Source organism: Wocania arenilitoris (assembly GCF_021728535.1).
GTDB lineage: Bacteria > Bacteroidota > Bacteroidia > Flavobacteriales > Flavobacteriaceae > Wocania_A > Wocania_A arenilitoris.
Genome location: NZ_JAKKDU010000002.1, coordinates 209,938 through 236,161 on the forward strand (window position 1 = coordinate 209,938; position 26,224 = coordinate 236,161).

Below are 26,224 nucleotides of genomic sequence, written 5' to 3' on the forward strand. Positions count from 1 at the left end.
AAAAGAAATTATGAAATACATAAAATATTATTTATTTTCACTAGGGATACTATCTGTTTTATCTTGTGATAATGAACTTGAAATAGCCCCTGTATCCAACTTGAGTACATCAAGTTTTTATCAAAAAGAGTCCGATTTTGAGCAAGCTTTAATAGGTGCATATAGTGGACTTAAGAATACATATAATGATGTGTTTGTATTTGGTGATGTGCGTTCTGATAATACGATTCCTAATGAATCAGGTTCAGTAACCACTCTTCAGGATTTTGATAAATTTAATTTGAATCCGAGCAATGCATTGTTAGAATCGAATTGGAATAGAACATATAATACTATTAATAGAATAAATCTTATATTGGACAGAATTGATGATGCTGAGATTGATAATTCTATTGCAAGCCGTATCAAAGGTGAAGCTCAATTTTTAAGAGGGCTTAATTATTTTAACCATGTCCGTAATTTTGGGAATGTTCCTTTGATTTTAAATCCGATTACTGCTAATGAAGCACTGGAATTTCCTCAAAGCAATCCAACGGAAGTATATGCACAAATAGTCAGCGATTTAAAATCTGCAGCAAATCTTTTGCCAGAGAGTTTTAGTGGAAATGATGTTGGTAGAGCAACAAGCATAGCAGCTAATGCCCTTTTAGGGAAAGTGTATTTAACTATTGGTAATTATGTAGAGGCAGAGAGTTCTTTGCGCTCGGTATTAGCTTTAGAAGGGAGTAAGGTTGACTTACTTGCTAATTATGCAGATGTGTTTGACCAAGCTAATGAATATAATGCCGAAATTATTTTTGCTGTTAGATATGCAAATGACGGTCTAAATGGTAATGGGTTCAATTATGGTTTCGCTAATCCCCTTGAGCCAAATAATAGGGCTACAGGAACAGATTTATTTGATGAATATGAACCAGGTGATGTTAGAAGGGATTTTACTTTGAACACTGGAGTGGCGCCAGGTGAGATTTTAATATATAAGTACGGCAATCCAGGTACTTCCGGTAGAGGAGAAAGCGATTGGCCGATAATCCGATTTTCAGATGTGCTTTTAATGCTATCAGAAGCACTAAACGAACAATCTTATGTAGCTGATGGCGAGGCTTTCACACTATTGAACCGTATTAGAAATAGAGCTGGTTTAGGACCAATAACTTCTACAGAAGCTCCAAATCAAGAAACTTTTAGGCTTGCAATGGAACATGAGAGAAGGGTGGAATTTGCAGGAGAAGCTCACAGGTGGTATGATTTGGTGCGAACAGACAGATTTGAAGATCTGTTGGGGAGTTTAGGAGCTAAATCTACTAGCAATCTATTTCCAATCCCTTTAGCGGAAATTCAAAAAATAAATGATGAAAGCATTTTAAGACAAAATCCAGGATATTAAATATTTGAGTTAGTTAAGTTTATGAATAGGAATTGTAAACTTTTTAAAATTGCAGTTCCTTTTCTTTCTTTTCATTTGACTTGAGATATACTTATCAAAGTTTGATACAGTTTCGTACTGGTAAAGGTAGCGTCTTAATTATATGAAAATGATTGCTAATGTTCTCACAAAAGCTAAATTAAGATATTATTAAAATAGTGTTGCTCAAATTATGAATCATAAAAAATTGATGTTAAACTTCTTGGTCATTTTATTTTTGATTACAGGATGTAACTCCGAACTTCCGGATGGTGTAAAATTGAAATATCAAGCATTACCCGAAACGGTCGACTTTAATTTTCATGTACGCCCTATTCTATCTGACCGCTGTTTCCACTGCCATGGACCTGATGAGAATGGTCGAAAAGCAGACCTTCGATTGGACGTGCGAGCAGATGTCATTTCTAAAGGTCATGATAAAGAATTATTCACTATCAAGCCTGGGAAACCATGGGAAAGTAATTTAATTCGTAGAATCCTCACTGAAAAGGAAGAAGAATTGATGCCGCCTCCCGATTCTAAATTATATCTCACAGATGAGGAAAAGGCTATCTTGATTAAATGGATTGAACAGGGAGCTGCTTATAAAGAGCACTGGGCTTATATTCTGCCAAAAAAAGTGGCATTACCCAAGCTTAAATTAAATACATGGGCTCGAAATGAGATTGACTTTTTTGTAGGAGAGAAATTGGAAAAGATAGGTATTGAGCCTTCTTCAGAGGCAGATAAAACAACACTCATTCGTCGATTGACTTTTGATTTGATTGGTTTGCCTCCATCTCTTGAAGATGTTGCATTCTTTATTAATGACACAACTGAAAATGCCTATGAGATGTTAGTAGACAGACTACTAGCTTCTCCAAGATTTGGTGAACGTTGGGCATGGGAATGGCTAGATGTAGCTCGTTACTCCGATACCAATGGTTTTCAAGGTGATTATAGTAGAGATATGTGGCCTTGGCGTGATTGGGTAATCCAGGCATTTAATGATAATATGCCCTATGATGATTTTACTGTTAAGCAGCTTGCAGGTGATTTGTTGCCCAATCCTACAAAGAAAGATATCTTGGCTACAGCTTTTAATAGAAACCATCCTTATAACACCGAGGGAGGAAGTATTCCAGAAGAAACTCGTGTCGTGAACGTATTTGACAGAGTGGAGACTACTGGAACAGTTTGGTTGGGTCTAACTTTAGAATGTGCACGCTGCCATGATCATAAGTTTGATGCTGTGTCGCAGAAAGAGTATTACCAGCTATTTGATTATTTCAACCAAACTTCAGAGGAGGGAGGTGTTTGGATGAACAAGAAGATAAAACCTGTACTTAACATCTGTACTCCCGAAAAGGAAAAAGAAATAGAACAACTAGAGAATTATCTTGAAGGTCTGTATGCTGATATAGATAAAGCTGAACTACAAGTATTTCCACGCGAATTGGGACTTCCTAGTTCTGAATCCAAGATTGCAAAAAGTACTAAAAACCTTAATCGTAGAATTTTGTCGAGTTCAGCCAATAACAGGAGCGCAGGAGATTATAAAAGTTTGTTGAGTTATTTTAATCATTGGGATGATTATGCTTCTTTATTAAGGAAAGCGATTGAAAATACGGGGAAATTGCAAGAACTCGATTCTGAAATTCTTCGTGTTATGGTTATGGATGAAAAAGAAGAGGCTAGACAAACTTTTGTTTTGAATCGAGGAAGCTATGACGGACCATTATTTGACCAAGAAGTTTTCAGAAATGTTCCAGAAGTTCTTCCAGCATTACCTGATGGAATAAAAAATAATAGACTTGCTTTTGCCCAATGGTTAGTTTCCAAAGAGCAACCATTGACCTCAAGAGTTACAGTAAATAGGTATTGGCAGTCTTTTTTTGGAAAAGGTTTTGTAAAAACAGCCGATGATTTTGGGGTGCAGGGAGCGTTGCCAACACATCCTGAACTGTTAGACTGGCTATCAGTGGATTTTCAAGAAAGTGGATGGGACTTAAAGGCATTATTCAAAAAAATTGTGATGAGTTCTACCTACAGGCAATCGTCAAAAGTTCATGAAAAGCATCTGAAATTAGATCCAGAAAACAAGTTCTTGGCTCGGGCAACCCGAATGCGTTTACCTTCATGGATGCTAAGAGACCAAGCACTTGCCTTAAGTGGATTAATGGTAGATTCCTTGGGAGGAAAACCAGTAAAACCATATCAACCCAAGGGCATTTGGGAAGATGCAACATTTGGTAAAATAACCTATAATCAGGATCATGGAGATGCCCTTTACCGAAGGACGTTGTATACTTTTTGGAGACGTATCGTTGGACCAACTGTCTTGTTTGATAATTCTACACGTCTGAAAACAATGGTAAAACCCCAACTAACCAACACTCCTCTTCATGCCCTTACTACGCTAAATGATATAACCTATATGGAAGCAGCTAGGGTGTTGGCCACTAATACTATTAAATCCAATGCAAAGGATAAGGATCGAATCTTAAAGATGTTCACTACGGTAACTTCAAGAAAACCAATTGTTGCAGAACTGGAAATTTTTCAAGATAGATTGATACAGTTACAACAAGAGTTCAGAAAAAAAAGAGAGGAAGCACTAAAAATAGCTACCATTGGTGAGTTTCCTATGGATGAAAGTTTAGATTTTATCGAACTGGCATCTTATACCGTACTGGGATCTATTATGCTCAATTTGGACGAAACTATAACACGACAGTAATGAATAAAAACAAGTTACATCCTTTTGAAGCCTATAACGCTGGTATTACTCGGCGGGCTTTTTTTAGCAAAATAGCCGGTGGCATAGGTACAGCGGCTCTAGGAACAATGCTTAACAACAATTTACTATTTGGTTCTAACAATCCAAATAAATTGTCTTTTTCTAGTGAACGTGGTTTACCTCATTTTCCGCCAAAAGCAAAACGTATAATTTATTTGTTTCAGAACGGCGCTCCTTCCCATGTAGACCTGTTTGATTACAAACCTATGCTCAAGAAATGGCATGGAAAGCAGATTCCAGACGAACTAACACATGGAAAAAGGTTTTCAACGATGACGGGTAATCAGGTATCACGCCCTGTACTCGGAGAGATTTCCAACTTTGCCCAGCATGGACAAAGTGGTGCATGGATTTCAGATTTTATGCCAGAAACTGCTAAAGTGGCCGACGAACTCTGTTTTATAAAATCCATGTATACTGAGTCTGTTAACCATGCACCAGCCATAACCTTTTTTCTAACTGGTACGGAGCAGCCAGGAAGGCCTAGTATGGGATCTTGGCTCACCTATGGTTTGGGAAACTCTTCAAAAGATTTACCAGATTTTGTAGTCATGACATCTAGAGACAAAGAAGCTAGCTGTGGGCAAATATTCTACGATTATTATTGGGGTAGCGGTTTCTTACCAAGTAAGTTCCAAGGAGTGAAATTTAGAGGTAGCGGCGATCCTGTACTCTATCTTAAAAATCCCGAAGGAATGAGTAGAAGTATGAGAAGAAACCTATTGGATGATTTGCAAGCACTGAATGAACTCAATCACCAAGAATTTGGTGATCCAGAGATTCTCAGTAGGATTGCCCAATATGAGATGTCATATAAAATGCAAATGAGTGTTCCAGAACTAACCGATTTTTCAGATGAACCTCAACATGTTCTTGAAATGTACGGGCCAGATGTTAATCGGAAGGGAAGCTATGCATATAACTGTATCATGGCCCGTAGATTAGCCGAAAGAGGTGTTCCTTTTATTCAATGTATGCATGCTGGATGGGATCAACACAAAAACCTTAATCACCAACTTAAGATTCAATGTCAGGATACAGATGCACCCAGTGCTGCCTTAATCAAGGATTTAAAGCAACGGGGTATGCTTGAAGATACCTTAGTTATTTGGGGTGGCGAATTTGGAAGAACTCCATTTCTTCAAGGCGATATTGGGGATTATAAAAATTGGGGTCGAGACCATCATCCTTATGTATTCAGTCTTTGGATGGCTGGTGCTGGTGTAAAGCCTGGATTTAGTTTTGGTGCCTCGGATGATTTTGGATTCAATCCAATTGAGAACCCTGTTCATGTGCATGATTTCCAGGCAACCGTAATGCATTTAATGGGTATAAATCATGAAGATTTTACTTTTAAACATCAAGGAAGAAGGTATAGGCTTACCGATGTTCATGGACATGTGGTCAAGGATATTTTATCTTAATCAATAAAAATAACTATGGAGCGAAGAACTTTTATTAAGAATACGGGAATAGGTGTTGGTGCCTTGGTTACAGCCAAATCCATTCCATTTCAAATCTTGTCGTCAAAACCCAAATTGGATCAAACTATTCTGGGTCATGGTGATTTTAAATATAGGTTAGAACGTAAATGGGGAAACCTTAATCCAAAAAACCATCCCATTAAGAACTGTCATGAGATGGTTATGGATAAAAAAGGGCGCTTGTTGATGCTTACCGATCATGAGAAAAACAATATCCTTATTTATGAAAAATCGGGAAATTTGTTGGATAGTTGGACTCTGAATCTTCCAGGAGCACATGGATTGACCATCCATGACGAAGGTGATTCTGAATATCTATATATTACTGATTCAAGTTTAGGTAAAGTATTAAAATGTACACTTTCAGGCGAAGTAATTCTTACCTTGAATCCTCCTAATAAAATTGGAGAATATAGACCAGATATGAGTTTTAACCCTACGGAGACTGCAATAGGCCCGAATGGTGATATCTACGTGGCCGATGGTTATGGCTCCCAATTTATTTTACAGTATGATGCACGTGGTCGTTTTATTAGAAAATTTGGAGGTGCCAGTATATTAAAAGAAGACAGGTTTCAACAAGCTCATGGTGTAACTTTGGATACCCGTGACCCCAATAATCCTACTCTGTTATGTTCTGCAAGGATGAAAAATGCTTTTAAACGTTTTACCTTAGACGGTAAATATATAGAAACGTACTATCTACCTGGAGCTTATGTGAGTAGAGCTGTAATTCATGGAGAAAATCTTTATTCAGGTGTTTGCTTTGGAATGGAAGAAGGAGATTATAATATGAAAATGAATAAAGGGTTTGTTACCATTTTAAATAAGGAAAATAAAGTAATATCCAATCCTGGTGGTAATAGGCCTAAATATAAACAAGGAAAGTTGCAGCTGATGCTACAAGATGAACCAATTTTTAAACATTGCCATGATGTATGCGTGGATAATGATGAAAACCTTTATGTATGTCAATGGAACGCCGGAGGTGTTTACCCTTATAAATTACATAGGGTTTAGTTATTTTTTAATCAAGTTTAGTATTTTCTTTTAATAAGGAACAATGAACATTATATTAAATATACAAAAGTGAAGGAAGTTTCTGATACTATAATATTTTTAGGTAGATTTCATCCAGTTTTGGTCCACCTTCCAATAGGTTTTATCTTCTTAGCTGGACTTATGGAGTTACTTTCCTGTTTCTCGAAGAAAAACCACAAAGTATTGAAAACAGGTATTTATATAGCTCTAATTGCTGGTGGATTTGGAGCATTGCTATCTGCATTAATGGGATATTTGATATCCCAACAAGGTGGGTATGATGATAAAACTCTGTTTTGGCATCAATGGTTGGGTATAGCTCTAGCATTATTGTCTTTTTTGGGATGGGGAATAAAATCAAATCGATTAAGTTTCAGGTTTCTAAAATCTAGGGCTATAATTGTGCTATTGGTGGTCTTGATGTTCATAACAGGTCACTTGGGAGGTAATCTTACCCATGGTAGTGATTATTTAACTGCATACGCGCCAAATTTTGTAAAAAAGATCTTGGGATATGAAGCTTCGTATCCTTTGATAATTCCGAAAAGTCTCGACTCGGTTAGAGTATTTGATCACCTTATTCAGCCCATATTGAATGCGAAATGTGTTCAATGTCATGGTGAGAATAAGGTTAATGGAGGGCTTAAACTGTCGTCTATAGAAAGTATTAGTAAAGGAGGAGAAGGTGGTGCTGTAATTGTAAAAGGTCAACCTTATGAAAGTGAACTTTTATTGAGGTGTACCTTGCCTCAAGAGCATAAAAAATTTATGCCACCCAAAGGAACTCCACTTTCTTTTAGCGAGATGAAGCTTCTTGAATGGTGGATTTTACAAGGAGCATCTACGGACATGAAATTGACGACTACTATTGTTCCTACAGAAATTCATCAGTTCTTAATGCGTGATTTTGGTGTGGATACTAAAACTAAACCATTTTACGATCGTATACAAGTTCCACCAATTGAAGAAGATTTGCTGCTAGAGTTTTCAAATGTAGGATGGAAGGCAACTAGATTATCTGTAAATCATCAATTATTGAATGTTAAATTATTTAGCGACTCCTTGTCTATCAAGCATTTAGAAGTTTTGCAGAAGGCAAAGGACCATGTTTTTTGTTTAGATTTAAGTGGTATTCGCACCTTAACAGATGATATGGTTAAGGTGGTTGTGCAATTGCCACATATCACTCATCTTAAAGTTGAGAAAACAGGAATCAAAGATTCAGGAGTTAAACTATTGGTTGGGCTACAACATTTGGAAGTACTTAACCTATATGGTACCTCAGTAACCAATGAAAGTTTAATGGCTATTTCTGATATACCTAGCTTAAAGCGAGTATACCTTTGGAATACCAAAGTAACTCCAGAAAGCATAGTAAATTTTCATGAGTTGAATCCAAAAATAGAGGTAATAGGAATAGAATACGATCATCAAATAAAAGATTGAATAACTGGACTTATAGTTTTAAATCAAAATAAAAAAAATGAATTTAAAAAATGTTCTCATTTGGCACTTAAAAATGTTGCTCATCATTTTATTGAGTGGCTGTAGTAGTTCGCTGATAAAATCAGACAGCGGGATTATTTACGAAATTTTTGATGCTGAAACAAATTCTATAAAGAAAATAGCAGTAAATGTTTTGACTCCAACCGTTATAAAAATAGCTGTTGCTGAAAACGATTCTTTACTAGACATAGAAAGCTTAATTGCAAAAAAATCCTTAGAGAATGTCTTTGATTTTTCGGTTGAAGAAGAAAAAGAAAAAATTATTATAAGGACGGACAGTCTGTCCGTATATTTGGATAAATTTACAGGAGAATTTGATTTCAAAAACCACAAAGAGGTTTTATTAATGAGTGCCAAGAAAAGTCGTATAAAGCCTTTTCTCCAAAATGGTAATAGGTCTTTTCATATTCAACAAGATTTTAGTTGGCCAAATGAAGAGGTTCTTTATGGTTTAGGTCAACATGAGCAGGAAGATCTTAGTATTAGGGGAAAAAAGATAGAAATGACCCAACAGAACACAAGGGTTTCTATCCCAGTTATTTTGTCCTCTAAAGGTTATGGAATTTATTGGGATAATTATTCAAAGACTGTATTTGATGACACATCCGAACATCCATTCATTGCTTCCGAAATAGGAGATAAAATAGAGTACTACTTCATTCAAGGACAACGTTTCGACAATATTATTGCAAGCTTTAGGGAACTCACTGGGGAGGCACCCATGTTACCTAAATGGGCATTAGGCTATATTCAAAGTAGAAATAGATATAAAAACAAGGAGGAGTTAATGAAAGTTGTGGAAAAGCATAGAAGTCTTAACATTCCGTTGGATGCAATAATTTTAGATTATTTGCACTGGGGTGACTCTGGTTTTGGCTCGATGGTTTTTGACCCTGTCGATTTTCCAGATGCCGAGGATATGATTACCATTCTTCATGATGATTTTAATTGCAAATTGGTGGTTTCTGTATGGCCAAGTTTTAAAATTAATATCGATAATTGGAATTTGATGAATAAAAAAGGTTTTCTTCTTGATCTTGATTTAGGAAAATTCGGTCAAGTTTATGATGCTTTTAACCCTCAAGCGGGAAAGTTGTATTACGACCTTGTAAAAAAGAATTATTTGGATAAAGGGGTTGATGCTATTTGGTTTGATGCTACAGAACCTGAAAATTTCGATGAATTTACCAAGACCTCTTGTTTTTTAGGGCCTACGTCTAAATATTTGAATCTATATTCCTATTTCGATATGAAGAACATATATGAAAGACAGAGTATTAACAGGGATAAAAGAGCTTTTGTTCTAACACGCTCTGCTTTTGCAGGACAACAGAAATTTGCAAGTGTTGTGTGGTCGGGTGATATCGGAGTTGATTTTAAAACATTAAAAGAACAAATACCAACGGGGCTTAACTTTTGTATGACAGGACTTCCATATTGGAACACAGATATAGGAGGCTATGCTGGTGGAGATCCAAAAGATCCCGCTTATCAAGAAGTGTTTGTTAGGTGGTTTCAATATGGTACTTTTACACCTTTTTTTAGAGCTCATGGCCGTAGGTACCCTATGGAGACTAGAAGTGGGCACAATGAATTATGGTCCTACGGTAGTGATAATCAAAAAATATTGACCAATTATGTAAATCTTCGTTACCGTTTGTTACCTTATCTTTACACACTTTCTTATAAGGTTTATAGTGAAGGCTATACTATTATGAGAGCCTTACCTTTTGATTTTTTGCATGATAAAAATGTTCTTAAAATAAACGACCAGTTTATGTTTGGAAGTAATATTATGGTATGTCCCGTGTTAGAGCCTAATGCAAAAAAACGTGAGGTTTATTTGCCGAAGGGTGGAGATTGGTTTGATTTCTGGACACATGAAAAGTATAGTGGCGGCCAATTCATCATTGCAGATTCTCCTATAGAAATTATTCCATTATTTGTAAAATCAGGATCAATTCTGCCTATGGGTGAAATTTTACAACACACATCTGAGAAACCAATGGATAAACTTGAAATAAGGCTATATACAGGAAAGGATGCGGATTTTACTTTATATGAGGATGAAGGTGATAACTATAATTATATTAACGAAATTGGAACTACGATTCCTATGAAATATTCAGAAAAAAATAAAGTGTTTACCATGGGTCCTACTAAAGGGGGATTTAAAGGGATGCAAAAAGAAAAAAGAATCAATTTGAAAGTTATAAGTAAAAAAAAGGGGGCAATTATTAAAGAAATTAATTACACAGGTGATTTGTTAAAAATAAATATAGAATAGGGTACGCATATAAATAGTGTTGCTCTAATTATGAATCATAAAAAATTGATGTTAAACTTCTTGGTCATTTTATTTTTGATTACAGGATGTAACTCCGAACTTCCGGATGGTGTAAAATTGAAATATCAAGCATTATACCAATTTAATTATGTAATGTCGTTATATTTGTTTATCTTTAAGGATGGCAAAACCACAAGAATTCGCAATCAAAGAAAGTGTAGCAGAACTTGTTTCACTCCGCAAAAAGCAACCAAATTTTTAAGACCACTTATTTATACGGAAGTTATTCGCCCATAGATGGAGATAGTTTTGTATGGGAGGTCAACGGTGTGAACACAGATGTTTTTGAAGCATACTTAAAACAATTTTCGTTGCACAGGCCCAAAGAGCTTAAAATTGTTGTCATAGACAACGCGGGGTTCCATTCTACAAAAAACATAGAGGTCCCTCAAAACATACACCTATTGCGAATCCCACCTTACGCACCTGAACTCAATCCCTGTGAACAAATTTGGCAGTATATCAAGCAACGCTACAAAAATCAAAGATTTGAATCCATGGAAGATTTAAAAAAGTGGTTCCATGGAACGGTCAACAAAATGAGTGCCGAAACTATTAAATCAATTACAGCAAATCATCATTATATAGATGTCTTTATGGCGACATCATAAAGTTAAATTGGTATTAGTGGCTCACTTTAATCCGCTCTAGGTGTTTCACTTTATCCGTTTTTTGCAGTCTTATATTCAATATATAAGATACAAAATATCATGCACATAATCATTGTTTTTTTAACAAAAAAAAGCTGCCTCGGTTTTGAGACAGCTTCTTAAAATTTATATTTTTTTGGAATTAAAGTTTTGCAAACATTTTTTCCATTTTAGCTTTTTGTTCTTCAGCTAATGCAGCATCAACTAAAATTCTGCCACTGTGCTCATCAGTAATTACTTTTTTGCGCGAAGCAATTTCTACTTGAACCTGTGGTGGAATAGTAAAGAAAGACCCACCAGAAGCGCCTCTTTCAATTGGTACTACTGCTAAACCGTTTTTAACGTTTTTACGAATTCTGTTATAAGCAGCAACTAAGCGTTCTTCAATTTGAGTTTTATAATCCTCAGACTTTTTAATTAACGCTTCCTCTTCTTTTTCAGTCTCAGCTAAAATAGCATCTAACTCACTTTTCTTGTGTTTTAAATGGTTTTCACGTTCTTTTACGCGCTCTTTAGTTTCAGCTATAACTTCTTTTTTCTGCTCTATTTGCGACTTAAACTCTTTGATATGTTTTTCGGCTAATTCAATTTCTAATTCTTGAAATTCAACTTCTTTGGTTAAAGAATTAAATTCTCTGTTATTTCTAACATTTTTTTGTTGCTCGCTATACTTCTTTATTAAAGTTTTAGCTTCTTCAATAAGGTTCTTCTTTGAATTAATATCGTTATCGATTAGCTCTAAGTTTGACATTAGTTTTTCTAACCTAATGTTTAGTCCAGCAACTTCATCTTCTAAATCACGAACTTCTAACGGAAGTTCTCCACGAACATTTCTTATTTCATCTATACGAGAATCGATGAGTTGTAAATCGTATAAAGCTCTTAAGCGCTCTTCTACAGTTACTTCTTTCTTTTTAGCCATACTTTAAAAATACTTAACAGGATTGGTATTTGTGTTTGATAAAACGACTGCAAAATTAGTAATTTTTTTTGTAAGATATGCTACTAAAAGATTTTTTGTGAACTGTTCGCTTTCATAATGTCCTATATCAGCTAAAAGAATATGATTTTCTGCTGTAAAAAAATCGTGATATTTTAAATCGGCTGTTATAAAAGCATCAGCGCCAGAGGCTTTAGCTGCTTGAATAGCAAAACTACCCGATCCACCTAAAACCGCTACTTTTTTTATAGGTTTGTTTGTTAATGAGGAATGCCTAATACACTCCGTATTCATTTTGGCTTTTACATGATTTAAAAAGCGTTGCGCCTCCATGGGCTTTTCTAGCTCTCCAATCATGCCCATACCAATGTTTTGATTTTTGTTTTCTAGGGTTGTTATTTCGTAAGCTACCTCTTCATAACTATGGGTTTTAAAAAGAGCTTTCAGTATTTTAGATTCTAAATGTTTTGCATAAGTAATTGTTATTTTGGTTTCAGCTTCCTTATGTAAAATGCCTTTTTCACCAAGACTTGGGTTTGCTTTTTCATTGCCTTTATAAGTGCCTAATCCATCAACATTAAAACTACAATTATCATAATTACCAATACTTCCAGCACCGGTTTCAAATAATACAGTTCGTAATTCTTCGGCTTCATTTTTTGGTACATAAGTGGTTAGTTTTTTTATGGTTTCACTTTGCGGAATTAAAATGCGTTTGTTTGTTAATCCTAACTGATTGAAAATCATATCGTTTACACCTTGCAATGCATTGTCTAAAGCGGTGTGAATAGCATAAATTGCTATGTTATGCTTAATAGCTTTTAAAACCACACGTTCTACATATGTTTTGCCAGTAAGTTTTTTTAAACCCTTAAAAATAATAGGATGGAAGCTTACAATAAGATTGCAGTTTTTTTTAATAGCTTCTTCAACAACGGTTTCAAGGGTATCTAAAGTTACTAAAACACCAGTTATTTTTTCGTTTCTGTTGCCAACTAAAAGTCCAACATTATCAAAATCTTCGGCGTAAGCCAAAGGAGCAAGGGTTTCTAAATGATTTATAACGTCTTGAACTATCATATTATTTTAGGTATGTATTATAAAACAAATATAAATATTATATTTTCGTAGCTGTGAAGCTAGTTAGAAAAATATTATTTCCTATTGTTCCCATATATTATTTGGTGACTTGGTTGCGAAATAAACTATATGATTTGGGTATTAAAAAGTCTGAATCTTATAGTTTTCCAGTAATATGTGTTGGTAATTTAAGTGTAGGAGGCACGGGAAAAACACCAATGATTGAGTATTTAATTAGATTACTTAAAGATGATTTTAAAGTAGCTACATTAAGTAGAGGTTATAAGCGTAAAACAAAAGGGTTTGTATTAGGAAATACAAACTCAAGTGCTGAAACTTTGGGTGATGAACCCTTTCAGTTTTATAATAAATTTAAAAATGATGTTTTAGTTGCTGTTGATTCTGATAGAAAAAATGGTATTAAAAACTTAAGAGGTGTAAAGCAGAAACCAGACATTATTTTGCTTGACGATGCTTTTCAGCATAGAAAAGTTAAAGCGCGATTTAATATTTTATTGACAACTTACAGCAATCCTTATTATGCTGATTTTGTATTGCCAACGGGTAATTTGCGCGAACCCAAAAGTGGAGCGAAACGTGCTAATATTATTCTAGTTACAAAGTGTCCGGATGATTTAGAAGCATTTAAAAAAAACAATATTTTAAAAAAGCTAAACACTGAAAATTATCAGCATGTATTTTTTAGCTCTATTGATTATTCAAACGAAATATTTTCTACTGATTCAGTAAAAAACATTAATGATTTAAAGCATTTTACTTTGGCTACAGGTATAGCAAATGCAAAACCTTTAGTTGATTTTTTAAAAGCCAAAAGTTTAAATTTTGAACATTTATGCTATAAAGATCATCACGAATTTTCCCAACAAGATATTCTGTTGTTAGAAAAACAAAAGCTAATAGTTACAACAGAAAAAGATTTTATGAGATTAAAGCAATACAAATCTTTAAAAGATAAATTGTTTTATTTGCCAATAGCAGTTGTTATTGATGATGAGTTAACGCTAAATAAATTAATTAAACAAGCCGTTATGCGCTAGTAGAAGTATTCTTTTTTCTAGCTAAAGCATTGTAAAGTTTTTTCTCGAACTCTTCTTGTTTGAATGGCTTTGGAATAATATCTGTAAAACCAGCTTCTTCAAATTCATGCATTTTATCTTCGATGGTAACAGCGGTTAATGCAAAAATGGTTAGTTCTTTATCAAATGCTCTAACTCTTTTTGTAGCTTCAATACCGCTAATTCCTGGCATGTGGATATCCATTAAAATAATGTTGTATTTGTTGGCTTTAATCATTTCTACAGCCTCTTCGCCATTATCAACAATGTCACACACAAGATTCATTTTAGTAAGAATCTTTTTGGTAATCATCTGGTTTATTTTGTTGTCTTCAACAACTAAAATTTTAACGTTTGTTAAATCTAATTCGCTTGTGTCTCCATCAAAATAAGTTGAACCTATTTCGTTAGGTTCTTCAGTAGAGCTGTATTCTAAAGGAATTTCAAAGTAAAAAGTGGTGCCCTCACCTAATTCGCTTTTCATGTAAATATCACCTTTTAAAATATCAATTAAACCTTTTACAATAGAAAGACCTAAACCAGTGCCACCATATTTTCTGTTAATTTGAATAGAACCTTGTGAAAAGCTTTCAAACATTTTATCTTGTTTTTCTTGGCTGATACCAATGCCATTATCTTCTACCTCAAAGCGAAGTGTGTAAGTACTGTTTTTTTGTTCTATTTTATAAACTCTAATCCAAATATCGCCATCCTTTGTGAATTTAATCGAGTTACCAATTAGGTTTATAAGTATTTGAGAAATTTTTAATTGGTCTGCTACAAAATTTTCTGGCAAATCTGAATCGTACTCAAAATGAATTTTAATATTATTATCTAATGCAGAGTTATTTAGCGCTAAAACAATATTGTTTATTTTCTTTTTTAAGTTAAAAGATTCGGGTTCGATATCAACTTTATTAGCTTCAATTTTATTTATTTGAAGTATATCATTAATAAACGTAAGCAAGTAATCTCCAGAAAATTTAAGTGATTTTAAATGCTGAACCTGTTCTGGTTTTGGGTTTTCATCTAATAACATATTACTTAAACCAGTTACAGCATATAAAGGTGTTCTTAATTCGTGTGTTACCGTTGATAAGAAGTTGGCTTTTGTTTTTGAGGCTAATTCTGCTTTTTCTTTAGCAACTATTAATTCTGCGTTTTTTTTATGCAGCATATTATTAGTTTTTAACCTAATGTTGTTATTTTTGTAAAGGGATAAAGTTAGCAATGATAATATAGTAATTAACGCTACACTTAATATTGATATTAATGTACTTAAATCATTTTTGTTATTGGCTTCATCTCTTTCTTCTTTTACTTTTTTTACTTCTTCATTTTTGTCGGCCATTAAAAACTGTATCTTTTTGTCTGCTGATAAATTGACACGTTTAGCAGCTCTTAGAGAATCTGATAATTTAATATGAGCTTTTAAATACTTATTGGAAAGCTTATAATCTCCTATATTTTCATTTATTTTACTTAAAATCAAGTAACCATCATTTAAAATGCTAGCGTAATTGTTTTCTTTGGCGATTTGTATCCCTTCGTTAGTAAATTTTAAAGCTTTTTTGTTATCTCCTAAAACATTATAAATTTTACCGAGATTAACTAATCCTTGACTTTGAATTTTTAAATTATTATTTCTTTTTGCTAAAGCAATAGCTTCATCGTTAAGTGATCTAGCTTTTCTAAAGTTTTTTAAACTCATATAAGTTTTAACTTCACAAAGTAAAACTTCACTTAAGTTTTCGTTTAAACCTTCTTCTTGAAATTTAGTTTTTGCTGCTTTATATTGATCTAGAGCTTGGTAATATTCTTTTTTGTTAAAATAAATATCTCCAAACGTTTTATAAGAGTCACCAATGTTTACATTATCATTTATAATGCGTTGGATTGCAATAGCTTTTGTAAGCGATTGTATGGCATTATCTTCTTCTTCAATAATGAGTTGCAATTTAGCTTTAATAGCGTATATAATGCCTTCACTTTTTTTGTTGTTGGAATTTGAAGCAATCTCTAGAGCTTCATCAAGCTTTTTTTGAGCTTCAAAATAGTCGTAACTATCTATGTCGTATCTAGCTTGAGTGATATGATAATCAATCCTATTTTTAATAATTTCAGGGTCGTTTTCTACAGAATTTTGAGAGTAAACGCTGAGGCTTATTAGCATTAAAATAGCATATATGTAGTTCCTTATCTGGGGCATTTATATTTATTATTCTCGACAAATATAATTATTTTATCGATAAAAGTGCTTTTTTTTACGATAAATCGCATATTAAATCGATTATTCTTTTAGAATATCCCGTTTCATTATCGTACCAACCTATTATTTTTACCATATTTCCAATAGCAGATGTCATTTGAGAATCAAATATACATGAATGGGTGTTTCCTACAATATCTATTGAAACAATGGGGTCTTCGGTATATTCTAAAATACCTTTGTATTGATGTTTTGAAGCTTCTTTAAACGCATTATTTATGGTTTCAATGGTGACTTCATTTTTTACATTAAACGTTATATCGGTTAATGAGCCATTAATAACTGGCACTCTAATACCACAACCTCCAATTGAGTTGGCAAGTTTTGGAAAAATTTTTGTTAACGCTTTTGCAGCACCAGTTGTTGTTGGAACAATAGATTGACTTGCTGCTCTAGACCGACGTAAATCTCTATGAGGCTGATCATGCAAACTTTGGTCTGTTGTATACGAATGTACGGTTGTAATATAAGCTTGATTAATACCACAGAGTTTATCAATGATATCAATCATAGGCGCAGCGTTATTTGTTGTACATGATGCGTTAGAAATAATAGTTTCAGAGCCATCTAAACTTTTGTCATTAACTCCAAGGACAATTGTTTTAATATTATTTTCAATTGGTGGAACACTTAAAATAACACGTTTTGCACCATTATTTATGTGATGTTGCAGGTCTTTTGTGGTTTTAAACTTTCCTGAAGCTTCAATTACAAAATCTACATTAAAAGGAGTCCAATCTATATTTTTAGGATGATTATAGTTCAGAAGAGGGATGTTTAATTCATTTACAATAATATGATTTTCATCAAAAGAAACTTTTCCATTAAAAAGCCCATGAACACTATCGTATTTAAGCAAATGGCTTAATGTTTTCGTGTCTGCTAAATCGTTTATAACAACAACTTGGATGTTTTTATAGTCTTGTAGTAATCTAAAAACACGTCTGCCAATTCTTCCAAAGCCATTAATGGCAACTTTAATCATAATTAATTAATGTGTTTTTGAGCTTTATAAGATGAACGTACCAAAGCACTACTTTCAACATGGCGAAAGCCTAATTTTAAACCAATTTCTTCAAATTCTTTAAATTGGTCTGGATTGATAAATTGTTTTACAGGTAAATGTTTTTTACTTGGTTGAAGATATTGCCCAATAGTAACTACATCTACATCATTTTCTTTAAGGTCATGTAGCGTTGCAATCACTTCTTCTCGAGTTTCACCTAAACCTAACATAATCCCAGATTTTGTTCTGCGCTGACCTTTAGATTTTAAATATTTTAAAACACCTAAACTTCTGTCGTATTTTGCTTGTATACGAACCTCTCTCGTTAAACGCCTAACTGTTTCAATATTATGAGAGACTACTTCGGGAGCTACGTTAATAATTCTATCGATATGTTGTTCAATGCCTTGAAAATCGGGTATTAAAGTTTCTAAAGTAGTTTCTGGGTTCATTCTACGAACAGTTTTTACAGTTTCTGCCCACATTATGCTTCCCATATCTTTTAAATCGTCTCTATCTACACTGGTTAAAACCGCGTGTTTAATTTTCATAATTTTAATAGAGCGAGCTACTTTTTCAGGTTCGTCCCAATCTACCGTTTCTGGTCGCCCCGTTTTTACCCCACAAAATCCGCAAGAACGCGTACAGATATTACCTAAAATCATAAAAGTAGCAGTGCCTTCGCCCCAGCATTCACCCATATTCGGGCAACTTCCTGAGGTGCAAATTGTGTTTAACTTGTATTTGTCTACTAACCCTCTAAGTTCGGTATATTTTTTTCCCGTTGGAAGTTTTACACGAAGCCATTTGGGCTTAGCTTGTCTTTCAGGTAGTATATTTGAAGCTGTATTTATGTTCATTTAATATCAAATTTCAAAAGCACAAAGATACAAAGTATTCTATTAAAAAAATCTTATAAAGTTGTTAGATACCAAATACTAAACCCGATTAAAAAGATAATGCCAAACCAACTTAAAACATGTAATAGTTTTGATGGTTGCCATTTTTTAGGTGTATGTTTACTTGATACTAAAATGTAATTTATAATAGCATAAAAAGGTGCTGTAATAAACGATAAAATAGTAGCAATTTTTACTAGTAAACCCATTTCTGAGGCGAAGAAAAAGAAAATACAAATGGTACCTGCTGCTAATAATAAAATCCAAACTAAGTACCCGCGTTTATAATTTTTATTAAATAATAATTCTGATGTTCTGTCCATAGCCCTTGGAGAGGCATCTAAACAGGTAAGCGTAGTACTAAACATAGTTGTAAAAGCTGCTATACCTATTAAAACATAAGCCCAATCACCCAAGCTGGTGGTGTACATGTCTATAAGTTGACTAGAAAAGCTTCCTGCAGAATTACTAAATGTTTCACCTGTTCCAAACATAACTAGGCCACCTAAAAGAACAAAACATATACCTAAAACTACAGTGCCAATATAACCTACATTAAAATCAAATAAAGCGGATTTGGGTTTAAAGTTTTTTTCACTTTTTTGTTTTTCAACAGCCCATAAAGAATGCCATACCGATATATCTAATGGTGCTGGCATCCATCCCATAAAGGCAATAAGGAAAGCAACTTGAGTAGTTTCTTTGGGTAAAACTTGTGCAAGAGAAATACTTGAATTGTTACCATACAAAGCCATAGTAACTGCAGCTATAGTACTTACAGATAAGATGATAATAATAATCTTTATTAAATTATCAAGAAGTTTGTATTTTCCAATAATAAGAAGCCCTAGGCAAATAACAAGTACTATAATAGTCCATATTTTAACTGCTAATTCTGCGGTAAAACCTAAATTTCCAAATAGCGAAGAAGCTAAACCAGCAGTTACAATAGTAACAGCAGTTTGAATGGTAAACATGGTAGCAAAAGTTAAAATATAATAAGCTGTTAGCACGCCTTTACCTAGTCTTTTATAACCATCTAATAAGCTTTCTCCAGTAGCAGCTACATATCTTGGACCAAATTGAAAAAATGGATATTTGCACAAGTTTGCTAAAAGTAACGCCCACAATAAACCCATGCCAAAATCGGCACCAGCTCGAGTTGATTGAACCAAATGCGAAACACCAATGGCAGCACCTGCAAATAATAAACCAGGACCAAGATTTTTGAGTTTCTTAATCATTATTTTCTTTAATAATTTCTGCTAATAATTTTTTAGCCCGTAAAAGTTTAACCTTTACATTATTTATGGGTTCATTAAGTTCATTTGAAATTTCTTTATAACTCAATTCTTGAAAATAACGCAAGTTTATAACCTCTTGATAATGAGGTTTTAATTTTTTAATATCTCGAAGCAATTTGGCTAAATGTTGCTCTGTAATTAGTTTGTCTTCAGGTGATGGAGATTCGTCTAAAACTTGAAGTGCGCTACTATTGTCTTTTGAAAGCACTTGAGTTATTGAGTTTTTTTCTTTTCTAAGTAAATCAATATGAATGTTTTTTGAAATAGTTATCAACCATGTTTTAAACTTATAGGATTCATTATAGGTTTCAATTCTATCAAAAGCTCTAGAAAAAGTTTGAATGGTTATATCTTCAGCATCATTTTCGTTTTCAATGCGTTTTAGTTGAAATCCATAAACACTATCCCAAAATACATCTAACAGGTAATTAAATGCTTTTTGATCGTTTTTTTTAGCACGTTTAATAGCTTCCTCTATTTCCAATGGTTAGGTTTTGAAATAAGATTATTTATAAAGATAGTTAATTGTGATATAACTAAAAATATTTCTAAGAATGGAAGATAAATAATCAGATCTTTTTCATCTAATTTTTTTGCTGAAAAACCTATGGTGATGTATTGTGCAATAAGTCGTAATATAAATAGTGATAATACAAGTTTCCATTCAAATTGAAACACTAATAATATAATACCTAATGTCCAAAATAATAAATTGAAAAGATAAATTAATGCCAATAAAACCTTATGCTTTTTTTTGTAGTATTTGGCAGTTGATATATGGCGCCTTTTTTGTTTAAACCATGTTTTAAAACTTGTTTCTGGTATAGATGTTGTAAAACTGTTTTTTGAAAAACAAATTTCAGTATTACCCTTATTTGCTACTTCGTTTATAAATAAATCATCATCGCCCGAACGTATTTTCATGTGACTCATAAAACCGCGTGCATTGAAAAATTCTGTTTTTGTGTAGGCTAAATTTCTGCCAACACCCATATATGGAATACCTGTTTTTGCAAACGAAAAATACTGAGTAGCAGTAATTAAAGTTTCAAAGCGAATGAGTTTATTTATTAAGGAATTTTTGACTTTAGAATATGTACCATAGCCTAAAATAATACTTTTATTATGACTGAAATGCGAAACCATTTCTTTAATCCAGTTTTTAGAAACAGGGCTACAATCAGCGTCTGTAAATAGTAAATAATTGTTTTTAGCTGCTTTTATGCCAAGTGTTAAAGCATACTTTTTATTGCCCCAAAAGGCTTCATTATTTTTAACATCAACTATTTTTATATTGTTATGTTGAGACGAAAATGCTTCCATTATTTCGAGTGTTTCATCTTGTGAAGCATCATTAATTAAAACAATTTCAAAATTTGAATACTCTTGAGCTATAATTGAAGGTAAAAACGCTTTAAGATTTTCGGCTTCATTTTTAGCACAAATAATAACTGAAACAGGAATGTTTTTATTGGTTTTCTTTTTTAGTTTCAAAAAAGCAAATTGACTTAAAAAAAGTAAGTAATATATAACTTGAAAAAAAACTACAATAATAAATACGTAGTACATATAATCAAGAAAACTCATAAACAATTAAGAGTGTTGAGGTTCGTTACAGTCTTTAAATTGATTTGGTGTTTTACCACAAAACCCACAAGCTTCACCATCTTTATTTAACAAGGGGTTTTGGCTAGCACAAGTTCCGGCAAATTTACCATCTTTTTTTGCCCAAATTTTTATGGCAATTCCAGCAATTCCTAGGCCTAATAAAACGATGGTTATTAAAAGAAGTTTCATCTGTTTAAATTTATTTTATTCGTTGGTCAGATATAACATTCAAATCAAAATTGCCCAGTGGGACGATTTTTTTGATTTTAATGTTTCATGTTTGAAAATTTAATACAAAGATAGTGCTTTTAGCACTAATTTATGTTGTGATTAATGTGTTGAATGTGACGTAATTGCTTTTTAGTGTCAAAAAATTAATTTGTAAATTTAAACATCTAACCAATTTTAAAATTATTTAATTATGAAAAAATTATTTGCAGAATTTTTCGGAACATTTTGGCTCGTTTTTGGAGGCTGTGGTAGTGCTGTTTTTGCAGCGGGTTTCCCTGATTTGGGAATTGGCTTTGTAGGCGTAGCACTAGCATTTGGACTTACCGTTTTAACTATGGCTTATGCCGTTGGGCATATTTCTGGAGGGCACTTTAATCCAGCCGTTTCCCTTGGCTTATGGGCTGGAGGAAAGTTTGAAGCTAAGAATTTAGTTGGCTATATTGTAGCACAATTAATTGGTGCTATTGCCGCTGCTGGAGCACTTTATTTAATATTAAGGAATAAAGCTGATTTTGTTAGTATTGGTGGTTTTGCAGCTAATGGCTATGGCGAATTATCTCCTGATGGTTATTCCATGACTGCCGCTTTAATTGCAGAGTTTTTATTAACCGCATTTTTCTTGTTAATAATTTTAGGAAGCACCAATGCTAGAGCACCTAAAGGATTCGCTCCAATAGCTATTGGTTTAGGGTTAACATTAATTCATTTAATTAGTATCCCTATAACAAATACATCGGTAAATCCAGCACGTTCTACAAGTCAAGCTTTATTTGCAGGTGCAGATTTTACTAGCCAACTTTGGTTATTTTGGGTTGCACCTATTGCAGGAGCTATAGTAGCAGGATTTATCCACAAAGCGTTGTTTGATAAAGAATAACAAAGAGTCAATTATTATAGTATAAAAAAGCCTCACTTTAATGAGGCTTTTTGTTTTTTTAATGTTACAAATTATTTTTATTGTAAACTAATTTGTGCTACTGAATTTTCAATTGAAGCTATAGTATTTCCACCTTTAGGCTCAATAGTAATTTGTAATGCTAATGCATCTTCAGTATAAGGAAGCGATTTAAGCTGTCTGTCGGCTTCACTTAAAATACCTAAACTAACCATTTTGCCTTGTAATTCTGCCCATATTTGGTAGCATTGCTCTTCTGGTAATTCAGGTAACGATACCACATCAATCATTGACGTTTTTTCCTTTGGGTTTATGTATGCCACTGTTTTTAAATCTTTAGCACGTTCGTTTCCTTTTATAATATATTTTTCGGTTTCAGGATTGTTAAGCTTTAATAACTGGCGCATAACATTATCGAGCATTTTATTGTTTTGTGCAATATCACTACGCAAATCAAAAATTTCATCAACAACCACTTGGTTTTCTTCTGAAAGCTTTTTATTTTGAGTATAAAACAAGTAAGAGGTTCCTGCAAAAAGTAAGGCAGCAATACTAGCTGCTAAACTAAATTTGTACCATTTTTTGTACTTATACGATGTGTTTAATTTAATAACAGGTTTTTGGTCAAGTTCTTCTAAAATATTATTTAGAATATTTTTTGGAGCTTCAACAGCATTACTTTTTGCAACAATCTCTAGATTGTGTTGCAAAGTGTTGTAGGCATTCTGTACTTCTGGGTATCTTGAAATATAAGTTTCAACCATTTCTGTTTCAGCAGAAGTAGTTTCACCTAGTAGATATTTTTCTAATAGGCCAGAATTTAAAAAAGTAGTTATTTTCTCATTCATGACTTTATTTATTGTGGATTATAAATTTTTTTCAATTCTCGTAATCCAATTTTTAATCTCGATTTTATAGTTCCCAGCGGAATATCTAATTCATCACTAGCCTCTTGTTGTGTCATACCCTCAAAAAAGAGCGCATTAATTACTATTTGATATTTTTCATCAAGAGTATTTAGGTGATTTTTTATATCTAAAACGTCCTGATTTAATTCTCCAAATGATACTTTATATACGGATGAAGTCTCCATTTGGACTTCTTTTTCGGTTTTCTTCTTTAAAGAACGGATTTTATCTATAGATGTATTATAGGCAATTCGATATAACCATGTAAACAATTTGGCTTTACTAGAATCGTATTTTTTAGAATATCTCCAAATTTTTACAAAGGTTTCTTGTAGTACGTCTTGTGCTGTATCATCATCTACTATTACTTTTTTTATAACACCGTATAAAGCATCGCCATAGTTTTCGTATAATAAAGTTATAGCTTTTTTGTCGCCATTTTCAAGTAGATTAACAATGTCTTTTTCTATGGATGAAATCAAGATAAATTTGGTTTAAACGATACGTTTATTTGGTTAGTAATATTACCAAAGTTAGAAATTTCTTTTAGATTATAGAATATTAACTTCGGCTTCTATTGAAATATTAAAAAGTCTTTTAATAGTTTTTTGAATTAATTTTGAAAGATTCAAAATATCAGAACCTTTGGCATTACTATAATTTACAAGTACTAAAGCTTGTTTTTTATGTACGCCGTAGTTGCCAAAACGCTTGCCTTTAAAGCCAGCTTTTTCAATAAGCCAACCTGCAGGTATTTTTATTTTATCTTTAGAAATGGTATAACTTGGCATTTCTGGAAAATTTTCGAGTAAGGTGTTGTAATGAGCTTTTGAAATCACAGGGTTTTTAAAAAAACTACCACTATTACCAATCTCTTTTGGGTTTGGTAATTTGCTTTTGCGAATAGCAATTACAGCTTTAGAAACTTCTTTAATGGTTGGTTTTGTTATGCCCATTTTTTCAAGTTGAGTTGTAATGCTACCGTAATTAATATTTAATTTATGTTTATTTTTAGTGAGTTTAAAAGTAACGCTTGTAATAATATATTTTCCTTTTTCTTGTTGTTTGAATATAGAATTTCGGTAACCAAAATCACAATCAGTATTAGAAAATGATTTTAGTTGGTTGGTTTCTAAAGAAAGTCCTTCACAAGAAACAAAAGTGTCTTTTAATTCTACACCGTAAGCACCAATGTTTTGAATAGGAGCAGTACCAACATTTCCAGGTATTAATGATAAATTTTCAACACCTCCAAAATCATGTTTTAAACACCAAAGTACAAATTCGTGCCAGTTTTCGCCAGCATTTGCTTTTACAGTTGCAGAATTTTCATCTTCAGAAATTATAGTAATTCCTTTTAAGTTGATATGAATAACTAAAGCTTCTTGGTTTTTGGTAAGTAACAAATTGCTGCCTCCTCCTAAAATTAATTTATTAGGGAAGTCTTTTAATGATAAAACAACCTTTAATTCATTGAGATTTGAAACCGTTACAAAATGTTTTGCAAGTACATCAATACCAAAAGTATTGTAGGGTTTTAAAGATATATTTTCTTTAATCTTCACTAGTCTTTATAAACTTTTAAAGCTTCTTTTATAATATTCACAGCTTTAATTAGGCTTTCTTTGTTAAGTACGTAGGCTATACGAATTTGGTTTAAACCAACACCTGGAGTTGAGTAAAATCCACCTGCAGGAGCAACCATAACAGTTTCTCCATTAACGTCGAAATTTTCTAAAAGCCATTTCGCAAAATTATCAGAATTTTTTATTGGCAATTCTACAATGCAATAAAAAGCCCCTTTTGGTTTAGCTACTTTAAGACCATCAATTTTTTGTAATTCACTAATTAAAATGTTTCTTCTCTCAACATATTCTTCAATTACATCATCAAAGTAACTTTGTGGGGTGTCTAAAGCAGCTTCGCTTGCAATTTGTGCTAACGTTGGTGGGCTTAAGCGAGCTTGGGCAAATTTTAAGGCGGTTTGTATTACAGTTTTGTTTTTAGACACCAAACAACCAATTCTTGCACCACACATACTGTAGCGTTTTGAAACTGAATCAATCATAATAGCATAATCTTCAAGTTCAGTTTCTTGCATTATCGAGTAGTGTGTATTGCCATCGTATGCAAATTCTCGGTAAACTTCATCAGCAATCAAAAATAAATCGTGCTTTTTAACAATAGCTGCTAATTTTTCAATTTCTTCTTTGGAGTACAAATAGCCTGTTGGATTTCCTGGGTTGCAAATTAAAATAGCTTTTGTTTTTGATGTAATTAATTTTTCAAACTCTTCAATTGGAGGTAATGCAAAATTATCTTCAATCTTAGAAATAACAGGAACAACTTTTACAGCCGAAGCTGTTGAAAACCCGTTATAATTAGCATAAAATGGTTCTGGAATAATAATTTCATCATCTACATCCATAATACTTCCAAAAGCAAAAAGAAGAGCCTCACTACCACCTGTTGTTACAATAATATCGTTGTGGTTAACACCAATATCATGCTTTTTGTAATAAGCTGAAATTTTTTGTCTGTAAACCTCAGAACCTTCAGATCTTGAGTATGCTAAAATATCAATATTACTATTTTTAATAGCCTGTAAAGCAATTTCTGGGGTTTTAATATCGGGTTGACCAATATTTAAATAATAAATGAATTTACCTTTTTTTACCGCTTCTTCTGCAAACGGAACCAGTTTCCTAATAGGAGATTGTGGCATTAATTGCCCTTTTTTTGATATTGTTGGCATTAAAAAAGTATTATATAATG

Annotated in this window: 22 protein-coding genes; 9 read left to right on the plus strand and 13 right to left on the minus strand. The window is 33.0% G+C overall.

Annotated elements, in window-relative coordinates; translation table 11 throughout:
• Positions 1 to 10: 10 nt before the first annotated feature.
• The 7 genes from L3X37_RS02265 to L3X37_RS02295 all read left to right on the plus strand — a co-directional run bounded on the left by L3X37_RS02265 (position 11) and on the right by L3X37_RS02295 (position 11,194).
• On the plus strand, positions 11 to 1,387 hold the full coding sequence (locus L3X37_RS02265; protein WP_237238551.1) for a RagB/SusD family nutrient uptake outer membrane protein: 1,377 nt from the start codon (positions 11 to 13) through the stop codon (positions 1,385 to 1,387).
• A gap of 211 nt (positions 1,388 to 1,598) precedes the next feature.
• Positions 1,599 to 4,145 carry a PSD1 and planctomycete cytochrome C domain-containing protein gene (locus L3X37_RS02270; RefSeq protein WP_237238552.1) on the plus strand — a complete coding sequence of 849 codons (2,547 nt, stop codon included), beginning with the start codon at positions 1,599 to 1,601 and terminating at the stop codon, positions 4,143 to 4,145.
• Positions 4,146 to 4,252: 107 nt separating this feature from the next.
• Entirely contained in the window at positions 4,253 to 5,629 is a 1,377-nt protein-coding gene (locus tag L3X37_RS02275; protein ID WP_237238631.1) for a DUF1501 domain-containing protein, read from the plus strand.
• Between the two features lie 15 nt (positions 5,630 to 5,644).
• A complete protein-coding gene (locus L3X37_RS02280; protein ID WP_237238553.1) occupies positions 5,645 to 6,709 on the plus strand; it encodes an NHL repeat-containing protein in 1,065 nt (354 codons plus the stop codon).
• Between the two features lie 69 nt (positions 6,710 to 6,778).
• Positions 6,779 to 8,176 (plus strand): c-type cytochrome domain-containing protein, encoded by a 1,398-nt coding sequence (locus L3X37_RS02285; protein ID WP_369409867.1) that lies wholly within the window; start codon positions 6,779 to 6,781, stop codon positions 8,174 to 8,176.
• A gap of 37 nt (positions 8,177 to 8,213) precedes the next feature.
• Entirely contained in the window at positions 8,214 to 10,523 is a 2,310-nt protein-coding gene (locus L3X37_RS02290) for a glycoside hydrolase family 31 protein (RefSeq protein WP_237238555.1), read from the plus strand.
• A gap of 227 nt (positions 10,524 to 10,750) precedes the next feature.
• The gene (locus L3X37_RS02295; protein WP_237238556.1) at positions 10,751 to 11,194 is read left to right on the plus strand and encodes a transposase; all 444 of its coding nucleotides are present in this window, start codon (positions 10,751 to 10,753) and stop codon (positions 11,192 to 11,194) included.
• A 181-nt stretch (positions 11,195 to 11,375) separates the two neighbouring features.
• Here the strand turns inward: L3X37_RS02295 and L3X37_RS02300 are convergent, their stop codons facing one another.
• Both L3X37_RS02300 and L3X37_RS02305 read right to left on the minus strand, forming a co-directional pair.
• Positions 11,376 to 12,155, minus strand: a complete 780-nt coding sequence (locus tag L3X37_RS02300; protein ID WP_237238557.1) for a zinc ribbon domain-containing protein — start codon at positions 12,153 to 12,155, stop codon at positions 11,376 to 11,378.
• A 3-nt stretch (positions 12,156 to 12,158) separates the two neighbouring features.
• Positions 12,159 to 13,253 (minus strand): Nif3-like dinuclear metal center hexameric protein, encoded by a 1,095-nt coding sequence (locus L3X37_RS02305; RefSeq protein ID WP_237238558.1) that lies wholly within the window; start codon positions 13,251 to 13,253, stop codon positions 12,159 to 12,161.
• A 53-nt stretch (positions 13,254 to 13,306) separates the two neighbouring features.
• Here L3X37_RS02305 and lpxK point away from each other — a divergent pair, with 53 nt between their 5' ends.
• A complete protein-coding gene (gene lpxK / locus L3X37_RS02310; RefSeq protein ID WP_237238559.1) occupies positions 13,307 to 14,311 on the plus strand; it encodes a tetraacyldisaccharide 4'-kinase in 1,005 nt (334 codons plus the stop codon).
• On the opposite strand, the gene L3X37_RS02315 is transcribed toward lpxK, so the two are convergent.
• From L3X37_RS02315 to L3X37_RS02345, 7 genes are all read right to left on the minus strand, one after another.
• On the minus strand, positions 14,301 to 16,502 hold the full coding sequence (locus L3X37_RS02315; protein WP_237238560.1) for an ATP-binding protein: 2,202 nt from the start codon (positions 16,500 to 16,502) through the stop codon (positions 14,301 to 14,303). The genes lpxK and L3X37_RS02315 overlap by 11 nt on opposite strands.
• Positions 16,503 to 16,593: 91 nt before the next feature.
• Entirely contained in the window at positions 16,594 to 17,583 is a 990-nt protein-coding gene (gap, locus tag L3X37_RS02320) for a type I glyceraldehyde-3-phosphate dehydrogenase (RefSeq protein ID WP_237238561.1), read from the minus strand.
• A 2-nt stretch (positions 17,584 to 17,585) separates the two neighbouring features.
• Positions 17,586 to 18,464: a lipoyl synthase gene (gene lipA / locus L3X37_RS02325; protein ID WP_237238562.1), complete on the minus strand. Its 879-nt coding sequence runs from the start codon at positions 18,462 to 18,464 to the stop codon at positions 17,586 to 17,588.
• A 53-nt stretch (positions 18,465 to 18,517) separates the two neighbouring features.
• Positions 18,518 to 19,747, minus strand: coding sequence for an Nramp family divalent metal transporter (locus tag L3X37_RS02330; RefSeq protein ID WP_237238563.1), 1,230 nt, complete (start codon positions 19,745 to 19,747; stop codon positions 18,518 to 18,520).
• Positions 19,740 to 20,291 (minus strand): RNA polymerase sigma factor, encoded by a 552-nt coding sequence (locus tag L3X37_RS02335; RefSeq protein WP_237238564.1) that lies wholly within the window; start codon positions 20,289 to 20,291, stop codon positions 19,740 to 19,742. The genes L3X37_RS02330 and L3X37_RS02335 overlap by 8 nt, the downstream gene beginning before the upstream one ends.
• The gene (locus L3X37_RS02340) at positions 20,282 to 21,394 is read right to left on the minus strand and encodes a glycosyltransferase (RefSeq protein ID WP_237238565.1); all 1,113 of its coding nucleotides are present in this window, start codon (positions 21,392 to 21,394) and stop codon (positions 20,282 to 20,284) included. Before L3X37_RS02340 ends, L3X37_RS02335 begins: the two co-directional genes overlap by 10 nt.
• Positions 21,395 to 21,400: 6 nt before the next feature.
• Positions 21,401 to 21,604: a membrane or secreted protein gene (locus L3X37_RS02345; protein WP_237238566.1), complete on the minus strand. Its 204-nt coding sequence runs from the start codon at positions 21,602 to 21,604 to the stop codon at positions 21,401 to 21,403.
• Between the two features lie 232 nt (positions 21,605 to 21,836).
• Between L3X37_RS02345 and aqpZ the strand changes: the two genes are divergently transcribed.
• Positions 21,837 to 22,523 (plus strand): aquaporin Z, encoded by a 687-nt coding sequence (gene aqpZ, locus L3X37_RS02350; protein WP_237238567.1) that lies wholly within the window; start codon positions 21,837 to 21,839, stop codon positions 22,521 to 22,523.
• A 77-nt stretch (positions 22,524 to 22,600) separates the two neighbouring features.
• Here the strand turns inward: aqpZ and L3X37_RS02355 are convergent, their stop codons facing one another.
• The 4 genes from L3X37_RS02355 to L3X37_RS02370 form a co-directional block, all read right to left on the minus strand.
• Positions 22,601 to 23,389, minus strand: a complete 789-nt coding sequence (locus L3X37_RS02355) for an anti-sigma factor (protein ID WP_237238568.1) — start codon at positions 23,387 to 23,389, stop codon at positions 22,601 to 22,603.
• Positions 23,390 to 23,397: 8 nt separating this feature from the next.
• Positions 23,398 to 23,931 carry an RNA polymerase sigma factor gene (locus L3X37_RS02360; RefSeq protein ID WP_237238569.1) on the minus strand — a complete coding sequence of 178 codons (534 nt, stop codon included), beginning with the start codon at positions 23,929 to 23,931 and terminating at the stop codon, positions 23,398 to 23,400.
• A 69-nt stretch (positions 23,932 to 24,000) separates the two neighbouring features.
• A complete protein-coding gene (murB, locus tag L3X37_RS02365) occupies positions 24,001 to 25,014 on the minus strand; it encodes a UDP-N-acetylmuramate dehydrogenase (protein WP_237238570.1) in 1,014 nt (337 codons plus the stop codon).
• Positions 25,014 to 26,204: a pyridoxal phosphate-dependent aminotransferase gene (locus L3X37_RS02370; RefSeq protein WP_237238571.1), complete on the minus strand. Its 1,191-nt coding sequence runs from the start codon at positions 26,202 to 26,204 to the stop codon at positions 25,014 to 25,016. The genes murB and L3X37_RS02370 overlap by 1 nt, the downstream gene beginning before the upstream one ends.
• Between the last annotated feature and the right edge of the window lie 20 nt (positions 26,205 to 26,224).